Below are 17,600 nucleotides of genomic sequence, written 5' to 3'. Positions count from 1 at the left end.
CTTTAGTGTATGCCTGTACAAACCAACTTTAAAGAAAATGTGGCTATTGCCCTTCAATCAATTAGTGGAAACAGGCTGCGCACTTCGCTAACTGCGCTTATTATCGCCATAGGGATTATGGCGTTAGTGGGTATTTTAACGGCTATCGAAGGCATAAAGCAATGGACGAACGACGCCTTTTCCAGCATGGGCGCCAATTCCTTCACCATTCGTAACCGGGGGTCGGGCATTCAATTTGGCAATGGCGGTCACCGCAAAATGTACCGCTCTATCCGCTACGACGAAGCTGTCCGGTTTAAGCAAACCTTTAAACTTCCGGCGCAAATTGCCATCAGTACGGTCGCATCAGGTGCATCAACCGTAAAATTCGGTGATGTAAAAACTAACCCGAACATCACCATTGTCGGTGCTGACGAAAACTACCTGCTTACCCGTGGTTACAAGTTGGCGACAGGCAGAAATTTCTCCAATTCTGAACTGGAGCACGGTTCTAACGTGGTAATCATCGGTAACGATATCCGCACGAAGCTTTTTAAAGATATTAACCCTATTAACCAGGTCATCCTGATTGGCGCAAATAAGTTTCGGGTAATTGGTTTATGTGAACCTAAAGGCTCGAGCGCCGGTTTCGGTGGCGACAAAATTTGTATTATCCCGGTATTTAAAGCCAAGCAAATCACCACCAGTACCAGTCCTACCTATACCATTGGCGTTATGGTGAGTACACCTACCGCTTTGGAAGCTACTATCGGTGAAGCCAGTGCTTTATTCAGGAATGTACGCGGTATACGTATCGGCGGTGATGATAACTTTGAGATCACCCGTAGTGACTCTATCCAACAGCAGCTATCCGGCCAGTTAACCGGAATCACCCTGGCAGGTTTCGCCATCAGTATTGTTACCCTTATTGGCGCCGCCATTGGTTTGATGAATATTATGCTGGTATCGGTAACCGAGCGTACCCGCGAAATTGGTGTACGCAAAGCCATCGGCGCTACGCCATCTATTATCCGTAAGCAGTTTTTGATAGAAGCCATTGTGATCTGTATTATCGGTTGCGCCGGAGGGATCATTTTAGGTATGGCTATCGGTAACCTTATCGCTATCCAGATTAGCGGTCATTTTGTAGTGCCATGGCTTTGGATGGGTGTAGCTTTGATCATGTGTACAGGTATTGGCCTGCTGTCAGGCTATTACCCGGCAAAAAAAGCATCGCGGTTAGACCCGGTGGAAGCGTTAAGGTATGAGTAATCAACTAATTAAAGCTTTTGAACTTATCAAACCGGAAAATCTGGACGAAACGGATAAAGCCGAATTGTTACGAATATTTGAAGTAACAGAAAGCCACTCTATACGTAATAAAATCGCACTGATTCTTTCAGAAGTAAGGTATCAACCTGCCATTGAAATTTTTATAGAAAAAATTCTAGATCCAAAGCTATACAACTATAATGGCACGCTGGTTTTTGCATTATATAGCCTAGAGACTACAGCATATTTTCTTAAAATAACAGAAATGCTATACACACAAGGCTATGAGGCACGTATAGAGGCCTTCGAACTATTTGCAAGGGATACCCCTTGCATTGACACTTTAATGCTAGATGAAGCAAAGGTTTTACTTTTAAAACAACGGAAAAAATTAGAATCAATAAATATTAGTGAAAAATACGAAAACAGTACACTACATTTCGTTGATGCAGCTTTAAAAACAATCGCTAAAGCAACTCCATATTTTTGAGCACCCCACTTTGGATCAGTTTTTTCAGGTACGGCATACGAAGGGCTTTTTCCAGCGCTTCGGCATGGCGAGGGTGGTGCATATCGCTTGAAATATAATCTACCAGGTTATTATCAATCAGCATTTCTGCAATCTCTTTTGCGTGCCTACCGTAATATCCGGTTAAAGAAATGGTGTTGATCTGCAAACAGCAGCCCCAATCCTTGATCATCTGGTAATCTTCCAGGCTATAGTAAGGGTAACGCTCCGGATGGGCAAGTATAGGGTGATAGCCTTTATCTTTCATCTTCTGAATGATAGGAATTATCTGCTGCGGCTTAGCTACAAAGGAAAGTTCGAACAAAACACAATTGTGACCAATGGTAAGCACCTCGCCACTTTTCACACGTTCTTCAAAGGTTTCGTCGTAATAGTACTCAGCTGCAGCTTCCAGCTTAATATCAAGGCCTTCTTCTTTTACCCTGGCTTTCAATTGCTCTAGAGCCAGATGAATGCTTTCAGCATCATTACGGTAAAAATCAACCATAATATGCGGAGTGGCGATAATTTTCTTTATCCCCAACTCCGCCATTTTTTGCACCAGCACCATGGATTCGTCCAGATTCTTGGCCCCGTCGTCTATTCCGGGAAGCACATGCGAATGCAGGTCGACCATTACCTGGTCGTAATTAAATTCTATTGGTTCAGCTTCAGTACGTTTCTTCTTAAACAGTCCGAACATAGTTAACGGTTAGCATACTGTTCCTGGTAGTACTGCTGATAATGGCCCGATGTAACATCATTCAACCATTCCTCATTAGCCAGGTACCAGTCTACAGTTTTCTCCAGACCTTCTTCAAAAGTAATGCTTGGGGTCCAGCCTAATTCTTCTTTTAGTTTGGTAGCATCAATTGCATACCTTAAATCATGGCCCGCACGGTCCGTTACAAAGGTGATCAGCTTTGCAGATTCACCCGGTTCGCGGCCCAGCTTCTCGTCCATGATTTTGCATAACAGACGAATAAGGTCAATGTTTTTCCATTCGTTATGTCCGCCGATATTATAAGTGCTGCCAGTTTTAGCTTCATGGAAAATTTGCTCAATCGCACGTGCGTGGTCTTCAACCCATAACCAGTCGCGGATATTTTCGCCTTTGCCGTATACCGGCACCGGTTTATTTTGCTTGATGTTATGAATGGCCAGCGGGATCAGTTTCTCGGGGAAATGATACGAGCCATAGTTGTTAGAACAATTAGAAACAACGGTATTCAACCCGTAAGTATCGTGATAAGCTCTCACGAAATGATCCGACCCTGCTTTTGAAGCCGAATATGGTGAATGCGGATCGTAAGCGGTTGTTTCTGTAAACATACCGGTTTCGCCCAAAGTACCGTAAACCTCATCTGTTGACACGTGATAAAAACGTGTCTCGTCGTAACGGCCTTTCCAGGTATTGCGGGCAGCGTTTAATAAATTAACGGTACCAATCACGTTTGTCATTACAAATTCCAGCGGATTAGTGATTGACCGGTCTACGTGCGACTCTGCCGCCAGGTGAATAACCGCATCCGGTTGTTCCTGATTAAAAAGGTTTTGAATGAACGCCGCATCAACAATATCGCCTTTAATAAAACGATAGTTCGGTTCGTTTTCAATATCCCTTAAATTTGCCAGGTTACCTGCATAGGTTAATTTATCCAGGTTGATAATCTGGTATTCCGGATGGTTTTTAACAAAGCGGCGAACCACATGAGAACCGATGAAACCGGCGCCGCCCGTGATGATAATTTTCTTCATGTACTATTGTACGGATTATAACGGATTTTGGTTGATATACTGTTCCCACGCCCAGGCAGAGGACATCATTTCTGGTAAGCCAAGTTCGGCTTTCCAGCCTAAAACTTCGGCAGATTTTGTCACGTCGCCCCACACCTGCTCTACGTCTCCTGGTCTGGCCGGGCCAATAACATAAGGCAATTTAACGCCGGTGGTAGCTTCAAACGCATGGATCACTTCTAATACAGAGTTACCTTTACCGGTACCCAGGTTAAACACATCGTAACCTTTAAAGCCTTCTTTCTCCATTAACTTTAAGGCAGCAACGTGTGCTTTCGCTAAATCTACCACATGTATATAATCGCGGATACAGCTACCATCAGGTGTGTTATAAGTATCACCGAAAACGGTTAGTTTCTCGCGTTTGCCGATAGCCGTTTGCGTGATAAACGGAACCAGGTTTTGCGGCACACCGATAGGCAATTCGCCGATCAACGCAGATTCATGGGCACCAACGGGGTTAAAATATCTTAATGAGGTAATCTTATAGTTTGAACCTGAAGCAATCAGATCGCGCAGCATTTCTTCAGCTATCTGCTTGGTATTACCATAGGGTGATTGCGCCGGTTTAACAGGCTCATCTTCTGTAACCGGCAGGTTTTCTGGCTGGCCGTACACGGTACAGCTTGAGGAGAATACGAAATTTACCGGCTTACCGGCATACGCATTCAACAGGTTGATGAGCGAGTAAAAGTTATTACGATAATATTTTAACGGGAACTGTACTGATTCGCCCACGGCTTTAAAAGCAGCAAAGTGAATGATCCCCTCCACATTCGGTTCATCTTTAGCAAGGCTGTAAACACCGGCTTCGTCGCAAAGATCCAACTGGTAAAAAGCAGGTTTAACACCGATAATTTTGGTGATCTGATCCAGGATCTTCACATTAGAATTAGACAGGTCGTCCACAATTACGGGATCATAGCCAGCATTAACCAATTCCACAACGGTATGCGAACCTATGAAGCCTAATCCCCCGGTTACTAAAATCTTTTTCATTTATAGTGTATGATAAGTAATTACTTGTTTATCGCCTGCCAGACAGGACACGCATGAGCTATCGCTGTAACACGAACGATGAATTTTGAGCCCAAAATCCCTACTTTTACCGACGAAGATAAGGATTTCATTTTATGTTGTTGTTATATAATATTGGCATACGTATGTATTGGGTGGCCATTTACATTGCCGCTGCTTTTAAAACCAAAGCGCAGCTATGGATCAGAGGCCGCAGGCAACAACAGATTAAAAACCTTAAAAACAGTATTTGGTTTCACTTTGCTTCACTTGGCGAATTTGAACAGGGTCGGCCTGTTCTGGAGCAGATGAAAACACTTTACCCAAACCATCCAATTATTGTTACCTTCTTCTCACCATCGGGTTACGAGATCAGGAAAAACACGCCTCTGGCTGATGCCGTTTATTACCTGCCTTTAGATACTGCTGTAAACGCCAGGAAATTTATTGAAACCATAAACCCGGCAATAGCCGTTTTTACCAAGTACGAATACTGGTATCATTTTTTTAATGAGCTGCACTTGAAGAACATTCCGCTTTACATCGTGTCCAGCATTTTCAGGCCGCAGCAAGTGTTCTTTAAATGGTACGGTGGGTTGCACCGGCAAATGCTGAAAATGGTCACCCGTTTTTTTGTTCAGGACGAACAATCGGTACAGCTACTGAAAGCAATTGGCATCGATAACGCCTCTGTAAGCGGTGATACGCGCTTCGATAGGGTTTGGGCTAATGCACAATCGCCAAAAGAGTTACCTGTAATTGCAGAATTTAAAAATGGGCAGCCACTTTTAGTGGCTGGAAGTACCTGGCCGCAAGACGAGGAACTTTTAGTGACTTTGTTAGAGAAATATCCGGATTGGAAGTTCATCTTCGCCCCGCATGAGATTGGCGAAGAGAAGATCAATAACTTAGTTAACCTGTTGCCCGCGCACAACACTGTTCGGCTATCGCAAATCGCAAGTCTCCAATCTCAAATCTCAAATCTAAGGGTTCTGGTTATCGATAACATTGGCATGTTGTCCTCATTATATCAGTACGGCGAAGTCGCCTACATCGGCGGGGGGTTTGGCGCGGGGATACACAATACGCTCGAGGCGGCCGCTTTTGGCTTACCGGTGATGTTCGGACCTAACTACCAGCGTTTTAAAGAAGCACGGGACATTATTGAACTGAAGGCGGGTATCAACATCAGCAATACGCAGGAATTAGATAGTGCCGCCGACTTACTTTTATGCGACGGCGAATACCGCCAGTTCGCATCCGGCAAGATCAGGACTTACGTAGAAAGCAATACCGGCGCTACAGAAAAGATCATCAACGCCATCCAGCTTTAACCGTTGTTAATTCTTTAACGCTAACTCCTGCAACAGCTCTACAAACAGTGGTGAGTCATTTAAACTTTCGACCAACTGCACATGTTCACCGCCGAGGTGTTTAAATTCGGTATTGTATTCTTCGGAAACTTCGTAGACCGTCTCTAAACAATCTGCTACAAAAGCCGGACAAAATACCAGTAACCGCTTTTTACCTTCTGCAGCCAATTTTGCAATTACTTCGCTGGTGTAGGGTTGCACCCAGGGATCATTCCCTAACCGCGACTGGAAACAAACAGAATATCTTTCCTTTGGCAAGCCAAGTTCTTCTGCTATTAAACGCGCCGTATCAAAAGATTGGGCCGAATAACAGAATTTATTGGTATCATTTAAAGTATCGCAGCACCCTTCACGTTTAAGGCACCAGTTGCCGGTATGGTCGCACTTAATCAGTTGGCGTTGTGGCAAACCGTGAAAGCTAAACAGGATGTGGTCATAATTCTCTATTCCGTATTTTCGGCTATTCTCGGCAAAATTCTTAATCATTAAAGGATGATTATGGAACGAATTAACAAAGGAGATATTCGGAATCGTTTGCCATTCTTTTACCAAACGCATCACCTTCTCGATCACAGAACCGGTACTTGCTGAAGCATATTGCGGAAAAAGCGGGATTACCCTAATGCTTTCTACAAGATTGGCCTTGAGCTTTTCTAACGCTGTTTCAATGGAAGGGCTTTGGTAACGCATGGCCAGTTCTACCTGGTAATCATCGCCCAAACGCTCCTGCAATAATTTTTGCTGCGCGATGCTGTAATACAATAAAGGGGAGCCATTATCGTCAGACCAGATCTCTTTATAAAGTTTAGCAGATTTAGGGCTGCGGAACGGAACAATAATGCCTTTAACTAAAAACGTACGGAGAATGGGATTCACATCAATCACCCTTCCGTCCATTAAAAACTCATCTAAATATTTACGTACGTCTGCAGTTTGCGGACTGTCTGGTGTACCTAAATTAACCAGTAAAATTCCCTTTTTTGCCATAAGATAACCCACAAAAATAGCATAAACTATCGGGCTTATCGAATTAGAATATCAAGCGACTGTCAACTATGCAAAAAAGGCGAAGTATCTCGCTTCTTGTCTTATGAATCCTGATTCTTTTTCTGCCACAACCGCCACCAAGGTGTACCAGGTGAAGCATGATGCTCGTAATGATAACCAAAGAAATAACAGGTGATGAAAGCAACAATGTGATTTTTAGGTTGTGTGCGTGATTGATGTTCGTTATCATGCTCGCCCTTGTGCGGCTGATAAGTGCCAAAGTAAAATAGCTGCAACGTACTCAGCAAGGATGGCACCACCCAGAACAGGATAAGGTTGGGCTGCGGTATCCATAGCTTCAGCACGTTAAACAGCACGGCCATAAAAACTACCTGCCATATAGAAAGGTAGTTTCGGATGAAGGTAAAATACCAGGTAAAAAAATTACCATGATGATAGTCAGGATCTTCTTCGGTATGCACATGCCGATGATGCTGGTGATGTTTTTTATACAGTTTGGGATACCAGAACGCCGCGTACAAAAAAGTGGTGACGTATCCAATCGTATCATTCACTTTCCGGTTATAAGAAACGGTACCGTGCATGGCATCATGCGCGGTAATAAACAAGCCGGTATACAGGTGCATTTGCAACAGGATGAACAGGTAAAGCAGCGGATTCTTAAAATCGATGTGCCATTGCATCAGCAATATGGTAGAGGTTACCCAGCAGGCGATAACAGTCAAAGCTGCTACAAGCCCCCAAGCAGAGACTACACGGTTAGACTTAGCTAAAATTGAGTGATCTGCCATATGGGAATAACGTGTATCTATGGCTAATGTTCCCGATTAATATTGTTCCAGCGCAGCCTTCACCTTTTGCATCAGCCACATCGGCGTGGATGTTGCACCTGCAATGCCTACTTTATCGCCGGGATTGAACATTGATGGATTCAACTCTTCTTCAGATGACACGAAATAGGTATTTGGATTATGCTTCTTGCAAACTTCATACAACACCTTACCGTTGGAGGATTTCTTACCCGACACAAACACAATCTTATCAAACTGCACCACAAACTTGTGCAGGTCTTTGTCGCGGTTAGATACCTGGCGGCAAATGGTGTCATTGGCCTTTACCTCGTACCCTCGGCGCATCAGTTCTTCTTTAATGGCGTAGAACTTCTCTGTGCTTTTGGTGGTTTGGCTGTACAGCGTAAACTTTGACGGTAGTTCTACATCGTCCAGTTCGGCAATATCCATAAATACACGGGCATCGCCATTGGTTTGCCCTTGCAAGCCGATCACTTCTGCATGGCCATGCTTTCCAAAGATCAGTATCTGCTCGTTATCGTCGTAAGAAGTTTTAATACGGTTTTGCAGTTTCAATACCACCGGACATGAGGCATCAATCAGGGTAATGTCATTTTCCAGCGCCGTCCGATAAGTATCAGGGGCTTCGCCATGGGCGCGGATCAATACCTTTTCGTGATGCAAAGTCTTCAGCGCTTCGTGGTCGATAATGCGTAGGCCTTTGGCCTTTAAACGCTCTACCTCTTCATCGTTATGTACAATATCCCCAAGGCAATACAGGTAGCCATCCTGCTCCAATATTTCCTCTGCCATATCAATGGCATAAACCACACCGAAGCAAAAACCCGAATCCTGATCAATACTCACCTGAAGATTGTACGTACCCATAACACAAAAATACGTTAAAAAAATAAAACGCTTTACATGGCGATGTCAGTATTAGCCAGCAGCCCGAAGAATATGAACTGTACCGCCAGTAACAAAGGAGCAGCCCAGCTTTGCTTTTCAAACTTAAACCGCTCGAATATCCATAAAAGCAACGCACTCATCGCAAACCAGCCTACGTAATTCTTAAACGGCACATGGTGGTACGTCCATTGCCAGTAATCAAAATAGATGGCCACAGGTTCAATCAACACATCCAGCAGTACCAATAATACCGAGCCTGCCAGGATGCGTAGCCATGCGTTTTGTAACCCGAGATACTGCATACTTACCCCGGCCGCATAAACCAAAACAAACCAGTTTAAACCGATGGTAAGCGGAATATCAAACACTTTTGTACCCAGTGTTTTCCCGTAAGCATAATTACCGAAGATCCAGGCTTTGTGTACGCCTATCCATTCTGCCGCAAAACCAAGCAGAAAGGCTATTGCCGCAAAGCCGATTATTTTAGCGTCAATCGGGCGATGGCTCAGTATCACCACTACAAACATCAGCAGCAGATGAAAAGGCACCAGTTGCAGAAAAGAACCTTGAAAACGGGGCACCATCAGGCCAACCAGCCCCACTAAGTGAAACAACACAATGATGCCCGCGGCAACCCGTACGTTTAAACCTGCCTGCCTTTCCATGTAGTAGTTTTAGTTAAATGACGCTGAATGGCATAAAAACCAATAATGGCTAAGCTAATCATCTGCAAGGGGTGGAGGAACATGTTTATTTTATCATCCTGGTGAGAAAGATATGATATCATCGTCCGCCCGAGCAAGATAATGCCGCACATAAAAAGGATCAGTTGCAGGTTAAGCGTGGAAATAACAATCAGCGGACCGCCGATCAGCAGTACCAGGTAAACCAGAAAACCGGGAATGCTATAGTTGAACGGTGCCAGGAAGTTTTTGCTGAAGCCATCGATCGCATCTTTATAATTAGTGTACATACGGCAGCTGATCATGCCGTTAGCCAGCAAGCCTTCGCCTTTTAAACCGGCTGTCTTTACCAGTTTCATAATCTCTACATCTTCAACCACGCGGTTGCGCGCCATACTGTGCCATTGAAACTGGTGATAGATAGCTGCATCAAAAAACATAAACTGGCCACTCGCCGCAGCAAAAGCCGGCATTTTTGAAATATAGATCAACCTCAACGGCAGCAGGTTCAGTAAGATGTAGTGCATTAACGGCACCACCAGCTTTTCGCCAAAGGTTACCATCACCTGGTCTGTAAACAAGCTGAGCAGTGCCAACCCATGCGTTTGAACACGGTGTACAGCGCTGTTGATCAAGCCGTTCTCGATCTCCTCATCTGCATCCAGAAATAGCAGATATTTCCCGGTAGCTTGTTTAGCCAACTGGTGGCAAGCGTAGTTTTTACCCAGCCAGTCGGCAGGTAATGGATCGCCTTTTATCACCCGGAAACGCGGGTTCTTTTCCGCAAACTCGTGGCATATCTCAAAGGTATTATCTGTAGAGGCATCATCCAGGATGATCACTTCGTAGTGCTGATAGTCCTGCTCAGCAATAGATGCTAAGAGGTTAAGAATATTGGCGGCTTCGTTCCGGGCAGGGATCAGAATGGAAACTTTATCATCGTAATGTTTTACCACCCGCCGCAATTTGGGGTTCGAAATAAAATTAAAAAGGGTTACCGCAAACCGCAGGATGATGAAAAAGAATATAACCGAAAGCAGAATGATCACTTCTTATACAACGATTTTACTTTGCTGTAGTTTGGCATTTTCGTAATGCTTTTGAAATGCGTTTTTAAGCGCAGCAATATCGGCAAATTTTTCGGCTGCCGAAGCCAAATTTACAAAGGCCGAAGGTTTCTTGTATTGGAAATACTCGATAAAAGTAACCGCAAATAACAGCTGAAAACTATCCTGCGCCCGTTCCATGATCTTGAACACCCCTTTTTCGAATGCAACTTCATCTACAAAGTTGGAATGCAAAGCCCCTTGCGGAAAAATCAGTACCAGGTTATCGGGATTGGATAATAACGCTGCCGCATAGTCTAACGATTTTATCACATCGCGCGAATTTTTGTTAACTGTAAAGGCCCCGGCATATTTCAGAAACACCTCTTTCTGTGCAGTCTCTTCCAGTATCATTACATGGAAGTTCTTTTTAAAAACCTGCTTGTTGATATGGTGCAGCAAAAGGCCGTCCCAATAGCTAAAGTGGTTGGCCAGCAGTAAAACAGATTTGCCGGGCAGTAATTCGGGATGATTATAACTGATCTGCCGGAAAGTTTGCTGCAATGCGAAATCTGTGTATTTTTCCATAAACCACAAAATGAAACGGTTCTTTTTAGGATAGATCATGCCGCTGGAAAGTTATATAATTAAGATGCAAGAGCCAAGAAGCCAGAAACCAGATATTTAAAACGAGCATAAATTTTCTCTCAAGTCTTGCGTCCTATTTCCTTTTTTCTGGTCTCTTGCCTCTGGTTTCTTGTCTCTGGTTTCTTGCTTCTATTAAGGTATCCAGTCACTTACAATTTTGGCAGACAACAATGCCAGGGGTATCCCCCCTCCTGGATGCACACTACCACCGCAGAAATACAAATTTTTCACTTTTGACGAACGGTTAGCATGGCGAAGGAAAGCTGCAAAGCGGTTGTTTGAACTGGTACCATAAAGCGAGCCGCGGAAAGAGGAAGTTTTCTGCTCGATGCTCCGCGGATCCAGGATACTTTCACAAGTGACCAGGCTGCCGATGTCTTCGCCTAAGATACGCGATAGCTTCCGGATGATATTGACTCTTGCATCGGCGATCAGTCTATTCCAATCCTGCCCTTCGTCAGATGGCACGTTAATCATCACAAACCAGTTCTCGTGTCCGTCGGGCGCATCGTCCGGTTTATATTTTGAACTGATATTCACATAAACAGTGGGGTCTGAAGAGATCGTTTTATGCTTCCAGATGGCGTTAAACTCTGCGCTGTAATCTTTACTGAAAAAGATATTGTGCAGGTCGAGATCAGGAAACTTCTTGCCTATTCCCAAATAAAATATCAGTGCCGAACTGCTCCGCTCCTGTCGTAATATTTTACGCGGTTTTAAATCAGGATAATTTTTTAGTAACCGGTGATAAGTAAACCAAACGTCCATATTGGAGACTACGATATCGGCCGCTATCGATTTACCCTGCACCCTTACCCCGGCAGCTTTTTTACCGTCCAATATCACTTCGTCAACCGGGCTTGAATAATGAAACTTTACACCAATTTGTTCTGCCAGTTTTACCAGGCTGGTAGTAATGGCATACATCCCACCTTTTGGGAACCAGGCGCCGAAGTGCTGCTCCAGGTACGGGATCACATTTAGGGTTGCCGGTGCCTGGTAAGGATCTGATCCATTATATGTGGCATACCTATCGGCATATTGCGTCATATGGACATCCTTAAAAAAGCATTTGTTGGCGCGGTGCATCGTCCTGAATGGGTCTATACGCAGCACCTTCAGTAGCGACCATAGCGTTTTAAAATTCAGATAAGTACTTAACCTGTGCAGCGACTTCTCCAGAAAAACATGGCTGGTGATCTGATATATCCGCCGGCTATTTGCCGCAAAACGTGTTGCGGCCCGTTCTGTATCATTGGTTTGCAGTTTTACCTGCCTCACAAAATCTTTAAGATCGGCGCAAGCGGTAAAGCGCCTGCCATCTTCATAAAAGTATTCGCAAACGGTATCCAGTTGCTGATAGTTGAAATAATCGCGGGGATTCTTTCCGGCTAAGGAAAAAAGCTCGTCGACATACTGCGGCATCGTGAACAAGCTGGGGCCTGCATCAAAACGGTAACCTTCTTGCTCAAACTCGCTTAACTTTCCCCCGGGATAATGGTTCGCTTCAAATACCTGCACCTCAAAACCTCTCACCTTTAACCGTATAGCTGTGGCAATACCGGCAATACCGGCTCCAATAACAATGGCTTTAGGCTCTGACATGGGATTAGATTAAAGGTACAACAAACTTAATGGTAATTAGTTGTACCCACCAACATTTGCTTTATCCCGATTAAACCAGCTTTTACCAGCCAAACCTATAGCCGATGCGCAAGGCCGTTTGCCGCAGCTCGCCCTGCGACCATCGCTCGTAGCGGAAGCCAACGTCAACGCCGCTTTTTCCGCCATGTACCGGCACTACAAAGCCGGGGCCAATGGCATAGGCAAATAAGCTCCGCTTATCGTTTGTGGTCTGAAAAACATTGCCCGCTTCAGCCTCAAGATAAAAACCAGGGCCTCCATAAAATTTAACTCCGCCTTTTAGCGGCACAAATGTGTTTGATCCAAGGCTTCTGCCAAGGGCTTCAGAAAGGCCATCTTTATAATGGAAGCTGCTTATACCACCAGTTGCTGTGATACTGAAATGCTTAATAACAGGTGCCTCCACTTTGAGCGAGCCGCCCAAGCCAACACTGTACACACTTTGATTAGGTAAGCCAAGTTCAAAGGCCGGACTAATGGCAAAAGCATTGCGATCATCAGAACGATCCTGTGCTTTGACAACAGTCACAGCGAGAAAGAAAATAAACAGTAAGGATAGTTTTTTCATAAACAGGAATATTCGGGCAGCTAAACTAACTACTATTTATGAGAGTACCATGAAGACAAAAAGCCTGTAGCGGATGGCTGCAGGCTTTTAGAATTAGTTTTTAAGGGCTTTTACAAATTGAAACTGTAAGCTACACGAATGCCAAATTGGCCAAAAGTGGAATGATGTTGGGACCAACCCTCATAGCGGATGCCCAGATCAACCCCTCCATTACCGGCAGGCAACAGGAAGCCAACCCCGGGCGACCAGGCAAACGATGTACTGCCACCACTATCAGTCTCGATAGCTGCCCCCACCTGTGCTTCACCATAAAATAAGGGTGAAATAAAATATTTTCCACCAACTTTCAGCGGTACTACGGGTGTAGAAGAATTATTTGTAATTCCCCAGCTCTTTAACGTTTCTTTCACGCTATTCTTTACTAAGTAAGAAGTATAGCCCGCTGAGCCTGTGAAAAAGAACTTAGGTGCGATTGGTATGTCTACTTTCAACGAACCGCCTAATCCTACGCTATAATAACCGGATGCATTGCCAACCGGTAAGCCAAATTCTGCGCCTACACTTAACCTGGTGGGTTGTCCCTTTGTTTGTGCTGATGATTTTAATGCTACCAGACTGCATAGCATCACTAACAGATAGATTTTTTTCATGATAGATTTGGTTAATTCTGGCGGCAAATATAACCTATAGTTTAATTCGTCAAACGAATAAAAATACTTTCCAGGCTTTGCCCCTGATTCTCAGCACGTAAATTCTCAAGGGTATCATCGGCAACTATCTTTCCCTTGTTGATAATAATTACCTGGCTGCAAACGGCTTCTACCTCTTGCATAATGTGGGTAGAGAGGATAATGGTTTTGGTTTTACCAAGGTCTGTTATTAACTGGCGGATACCGATTAATTGGTTAGGATCCAGGCCGGAAGTTGGCTCATCCAGTATCAATACTTCCGGATCATGCAGCATGGCCTGCGCCAGCCCCACCCTTTGCCGGTAGCCTTTTGAAAGCTGGCCGACTTTCTTATGCTGTTCTGGGCCGAGGCCGGTTTGTTCTATTACTTCTGCAATCCTTGCATCCGCATTTGGGATGCCATGGATATTGGCAATAAAAGCCAGCGACTCTTTTACGTACATGTCCAAGTAAAGCGGGTTGCTCTCTGGCAGGTAACCGATATGCTTACGTACTTCTAGCGATTGGGCAGTTACATCGAAACCAGCAACGGAAGCTGTCCCCGAAGTTTGCGGAATGAAGCCGGTGAGTATCTTCATGGTAGTTGATTTACCGGCGCCGTTAGGCCCTAAAAAACCTGTCACACCTTTGCCTGCACTAAAGCTGACACCATCTACGGCTTTCTGCGTGCCGTATACCTTGGTTAAACCTTCTACCCGGATACTCATGGTTTCAAAAGTAGCAAATAGTCGGTGAGTCGGAAAGTCAGTAAGTCCGGAAGAATAACTTTTATTGAATAATGTTTGCTCATTTTCGACAGGCAGACTTTCTGACTTACGGTCTTCCCGACTTCCTGACTAAATCCTATCTTTACCGCCGTTATGAGTAAAAATACCGACGAACTGTTTAAAAGTGTAATTGCCCATGCTAAAGAGTATGGTTTTGTATTCCCTTCGAGTGAGATTTATGATGGCTTAAGCGCCGTGTACGATTATGGTCAGTACGGGGCTGAATTAAAGAATAACATCAAAACTTACTGGTGGAAAGCCATGGTTCAATTGAACGAGAACATTGTTGGTATTGACTCTGCCATTTTCATGCACCCAAAGATATGGAAAGCAAGCGGCCACGTGGATGGTTTCAGCGATCCGATGATCGACAATAAGGATTCTAAAAAACGTTACCGCGCCGATCAGTTAATTGAAGATAAGATTGCCGCCTATGATAATGAAGGTAAAACAGACCAGGCAGAAGCGTTGCAATTAGCTTTGGATGAAGCTCAAAAGGCCGACGACCTGGCCCGCCTGCGTGAGCTGATTATCGAGAATAATATCGTTTGCCCAATCAGCGGTACTGCCAACTGGACCGAAGTACGCCAGTTTAACCTGATGTTCAGCACCCAAATGGGCGCCGTAGCGGATGATGCGGATGTAATTTACCTTCGCCCGGAAACGGCCCAGGGTATTTTTGTGAACTACCTGAACGTGCAGAAATCTGGCCGGATGAAAATCCCTTTCGGTATTGCCCAAATTGGTAAAGCTTTCCGTAATGAGGTAATTGCCCGTCAGTTTATTATCCGTATGCGCGAGTTCGAACAAATGGAAATGCAATTCTTTGTTCGGCCGGGCACACAACGCGAGTGGTTTGATAAATGGAAAGAAACCCGTTTAAAATGGCACTTAGCTTTGGGTACTGCGCCAGAGAAATACCGTTACCACGAACATACCAAGCTGGCCCATTATGCCGATGCTGCTTATGACATCGAGTTTGAATTCCCATTCGGCTTTAAAGAGGTGGAAGGTATCCATAGCCGCACCAATTTCGATTTAAGCCAGCACCAGGAATACTCTGGTAAGAAAATGCAGTATTTCGACCCGGAAATTGACCCGGATACCAATAAACCTTACGGTAACTATATCCCTTACGTTATTGAAACGTCTATTGGGTTAGACCGCATGTTCCTGCTGACGCTGATCAATGCTTTTGAGGAAGAAGATCTGAGCACCGAAGAAAAACAGGACAGCCGTACCGTATTGCGCCTGCACCCTTGCCTGGCGCCGGTTAAAGCTGCTATTTTCCCGCTGACCAAAAAAGACGGTCTGCCTGAAAAAGCGCGCGAGATTATGGATAAACTAAAGGTGGACTTTAACCTGCAATACGAAGAGAAAGATGCGATCGGTAAACGTTACCGCCGTCAGGATGCCATCGGTACACCTTTCTGTATCACGGTAGACCACCAGACTTTGGAAGATAATACGGTAACCATCCGCCACCGCGATACCATGGCACAAGAGCGTGTCCCTGCGGATAGCCTTGACAAGATCATCGGCGACCTGGTAAGCTGGAGGAATGTGTTAAGATAGTTGCAATGTCAAGCTGATATTGTCACCCTGAGCTTGTCGAAGGGTTTTTCAGCATATATAATATGTCATTTCAGAGATCCCGAAACAAGTTCGGGATGACTTAAAGGTTATTAGTCCTGCCCCCACAACGGCGGGACTTTTTGTTTATTGGCATAGCAAACATATTTCACTTATTTTTATTCCTATCAGTAGTAATCCATCCGCATGTTAGTTAAAGAATATCCGTTTTATCTGAAGGCAACGGTTGTGCTTTTCGGGCTTATACTATCCGTTTATATTTTACAGCAACTGGGCGATATCCTGGTTCCACTTTGTTTCGCTGTTTTGCTGGCTACATTGCTTAACCCTCTTTGTAATAAGCTGCAAAGTTTGGGCGTACCCAAGGTAGCTTCTATCCTCATTGCGATCCTTATCTTCCTGCTCGCAGTTGGCGGTTTGCTGTACTTCCTGTCTTCGCAAATTGCAGCGTTTAGTTCTTCCATACCGGTTTTAAAGGAGAAATTAGGGCAGTTGGTTACCCAACTGGAAGGCTGGGTGTATACGCACTTTGGTATTGAAACGCAAAAGCAGGTATCATTCGTCAAGCAACAGCTCAGTAATGGGCAGGCGCTGGTTGGCCGTACGGTAGGCACACTGCTGGGCACATTAAGCGTAGTGTTTTTGATACCCGTTTACGTATTTATGTTCCTGTTTTACAAAACCTTGATTTTGAGCTTTTTGTATGAAGTTTTTTCAGAGGAAAATTCGGCCCAGGTAGCAGAAATTCTGAAAGAAACCAAATCTGCCGTGCAAAGCTATATTGTAGGTCTGCTGGTAGAAATGGTGATTGTAGCGGTGCTGAACGCCACCGCACTGATCTTGCTTGGCGTGAAATATGGCATCCTGATCGGCGTGATCGGCGCGATATTGAACATGCTACCTTACATCGGCGGTATTATTGCGATTGCACTGCCAATCCTGATCGCTACGGTAACTAAAGATGGGTATTCTACGCAGTTGGGTATTATTGTAGCCTACCTGGTGATCCAGTTTATTGATAACAACATTATTTTCCCCCGCTTTGTATCGTTTAAAGTACAGATCAACGCGCTCATTTCCATTGTGGTAGTATTTCTGGGCAATGCGCTTTGGGGGGTTTCGGGCATGTTCTTATCAGTGCCTTTTGTTGCGGTGCTGAAGATCATCTTCGACCGCATAGAAGACCTGAAGCCCTGGGGTAAATTATTAGGCGACCGTGTACCTACCCGGCACATGGGCCAGATCTGGAGGCGAAGAAGAAGCAAAAATAAAGACAGCGGAGAAGAAACCGTTATCGTGGCCAAATAA

At 44.7% G+C, this 17,600-nt stretch carries 18 protein-coding genes; 5 read left to right on the top strand and 13 right to left on the bottom strand.

Features of this window, described 5'->3' with window-relative positions; translation table 11 throughout:
- Positions 1-9 precede the first annotated feature (9 nt).
- Positions 10-1,251 (top strand): ABC transporter permease, encoded by a 1,242-nt coding sequence (locus MUY27_RS03655; RefSeq protein ID WP_245128617.1) that lies wholly within the window; start codon positions 10-12, stop codon positions 1,249-1,251.
- Positions 1,244-1,741, top strand: coding sequence for a hypothetical protein (locus MUY27_RS03650; RefSeq protein ID WP_245128616.1), 498 nt, complete (start codon positions 1,244-1,246; stop codon positions 1,739-1,741). Before MUY27_RS03655 ends, MUY27_RS03650 begins: the two co-directional genes overlap by 8 nt.
- Here MUY27_RS03650 and MUY27_RS03645 read toward each other — a convergent pair.
- Genes MUY27_RS03645 through galE form a run of 3 tightly spaced genes read right to left on the bottom strand, consistent with a single transcriptional unit; the run spans position 1,719 to position 4,555 of the window.
- Complete coding sequence (locus MUY27_RS03645) at positions 1,719-2,462, bottom strand: tyrosine-protein phosphatase (RefSeq protein WP_245128615.1); 744 nt, start codon at positions 2,460-2,462, stop codon at positions 1,719-1,721. The two genes, MUY27_RS03650 and MUY27_RS03645, sit on opposite strands and share 23 nt — an antisense overlap.
- Before the next feature lie 2 nt (positions 2,463-2,464).
- Entirely contained in the window at positions 2,465-3,517 is a 1,053-nt protein-coding gene (gene rfbB, locus MUY27_RS03640; RefSeq protein WP_245128614.1) for a dTDP-glucose 4,6-dehydratase, read from the bottom strand.
- A 15-nt stretch (positions 3,518-3,532) separates the two neighbouring features.
- A complete protein-coding gene (galE, locus tag MUY27_RS03635) occupies positions 3,533-4,555 on the bottom strand; it encodes a UDP-glucose 4-epimerase GalE (protein WP_245128613.1) in 1,023 nt (340 codons plus the stop codon).
- 134 nt (positions 4,556-4,689) lie between these two features.
- On the opposite strand from galE, the gene MUY27_RS03630 reads away from it, so the two are divergent.
- A complete protein-coding gene (locus MUY27_RS03630) occupies positions 4,690-5,907 on the top strand; it encodes a 3-deoxy-D-manno-octulosonic acid transferase (RefSeq protein ID WP_245128612.1) in 1,218 nt (405 codons plus the stop codon).
- Positions 5,908-5,913: 6 nt separating this feature from the next.
- Here MUY27_RS03630 and hemH read toward each other — a convergent pair whose 3' ends face one another.
- From hemH to MUY27_RS03580, 10 genes are all read right to left on the bottom strand, one after another.
- Positions 5,914-6,933: a ferrochelatase gene (hemH, locus tag MUY27_RS03625; protein ID WP_245128611.1), complete on the bottom strand. Its 1,020-nt coding sequence runs from the start codon at positions 6,931-6,933 to the stop codon at positions 5,914-5,916.
- Positions 6,934-7,034: 101 nt separating this feature from the next.
- A complete protein-coding gene (locus MUY27_RS03620) occupies positions 7,035-7,745 on the bottom strand; it encodes a fatty acid desaturase (RefSeq protein WP_245128610.1) in 711 nt (236 codons plus the stop codon).
- A 36-nt stretch (positions 7,746-7,781) separates the two neighbouring features.
- A complete protein-coding gene (locus MUY27_RS03615; protein WP_245128609.1) occupies positions 7,782-8,633 on the bottom strand; it encodes a 4-hydroxy-3-methylbut-2-enyl diphosphate reductase in 852 nt (283 codons plus the stop codon).
- Positions 8,634-8,665: 32 nt separating this feature from the next.
- Entirely contained in the window at positions 8,666-9,319 is a 654-nt protein-coding gene (locus MUY27_RS03610; RefSeq protein ID WP_245128608.1) for a carotenoid biosynthesis protein, read from the bottom strand.
- On the bottom strand, positions 9,298-10,386 hold the full coding sequence (locus MUY27_RS03605; RefSeq protein WP_245128607.1) for a glycosyltransferase family 2 protein: 1,089 nt from the start codon (positions 10,384-10,386) through the stop codon (positions 9,298-9,300). Before MUY27_RS03605 ends, MUY27_RS03610 begins: the two co-directional genes overlap by 22 nt.
- Before the next feature lie 3 nt (positions 10,387-10,389).
- A complete protein-coding gene (locus MUY27_RS03600) occupies positions 10,390-11,010 on the bottom strand; it encodes a lysophospholipid acyltransferase family protein (RefSeq protein WP_245128606.1) in 621 nt (206 codons plus the stop codon).
- 153 nt (positions 11,011-11,163) lie between these two features.
- Positions 11,164-12,636: a 1-hydroxycarotenoid 3,4-desaturase CrtD gene (crtD, locus tag MUY27_RS03595; RefSeq protein ID WP_245128605.1), complete on the bottom strand. Its 1,473-nt coding sequence runs from the start codon at positions 12,634-12,636 to the stop codon at positions 11,164-11,166.
- Between the two features lie 82 nt (positions 12,637-12,718).
- Positions 12,719-13,243, bottom strand: coding sequence for a hypothetical protein (locus MUY27_RS03590; RefSeq protein WP_245128604.1), 525 nt, complete (start codon positions 13,241-13,243; stop codon positions 12,719-12,721).
- Positions 13,244-13,353: 110 nt separating this feature from the next.
- Positions 13,354-13,893 carry an outer membrane beta-barrel protein gene (locus MUY27_RS03585; RefSeq protein ID WP_245128603.1) on the bottom strand — a complete coding sequence of 180 codons (540 nt, stop codon included), beginning with the start codon at positions 13,891-13,893 and terminating at the stop codon, positions 13,354-13,356.
- Between the two features lie 41 nt (positions 13,894-13,934).
- Entirely contained in the window at positions 13,935-14,639 is a 705-nt protein-coding gene (locus MUY27_RS03580; RefSeq protein WP_245128602.1) for an ATP-binding cassette domain-containing protein, read from the bottom strand.
- A gap of 153 nt (positions 14,640-14,792) precedes the next feature.
- Here MUY27_RS03580 and MUY27_RS03575 point away from each other — a divergent pair, with 153 nt between their 5' ends.
- Together MUY27_RS03575 and MUY27_RS03570 are read left to right on the top strand one after the other, a co-directional pair.
- On the top strand, positions 14,793-16,274 hold the full coding sequence (locus MUY27_RS03575; protein ID WP_245128601.1) for a glycine--tRNA ligase: 1,482 nt from the start codon (positions 14,793-14,795) through the stop codon (positions 16,272-16,274).
- A gap of 204 nt (positions 16,275-16,478) precedes the next feature.
- The gene (locus MUY27_RS03570) at positions 16,479-17,600 is read left to right on the top strand and encodes an AI-2E family transporter (RefSeq protein ID WP_245128600.1); all 1,122 of its coding nucleotides are present in this window, start codon (positions 16,479-16,481) and stop codon (positions 17,598-17,600) included.

It is taken from the genome of Mucilaginibacter straminoryzae (assembly GCF_022953055.1).
GTDB classification, from domain to species: domain Bacteria; phylum Bacteroidota; class Bacteroidia; order Sphingobacteriales; family Sphingobacteriaceae; genus Mucilaginibacter; species Mucilaginibacter straminoryzae.
This window is presented reverse-complemented; position numbering and strand designations above follow the sequence as displayed.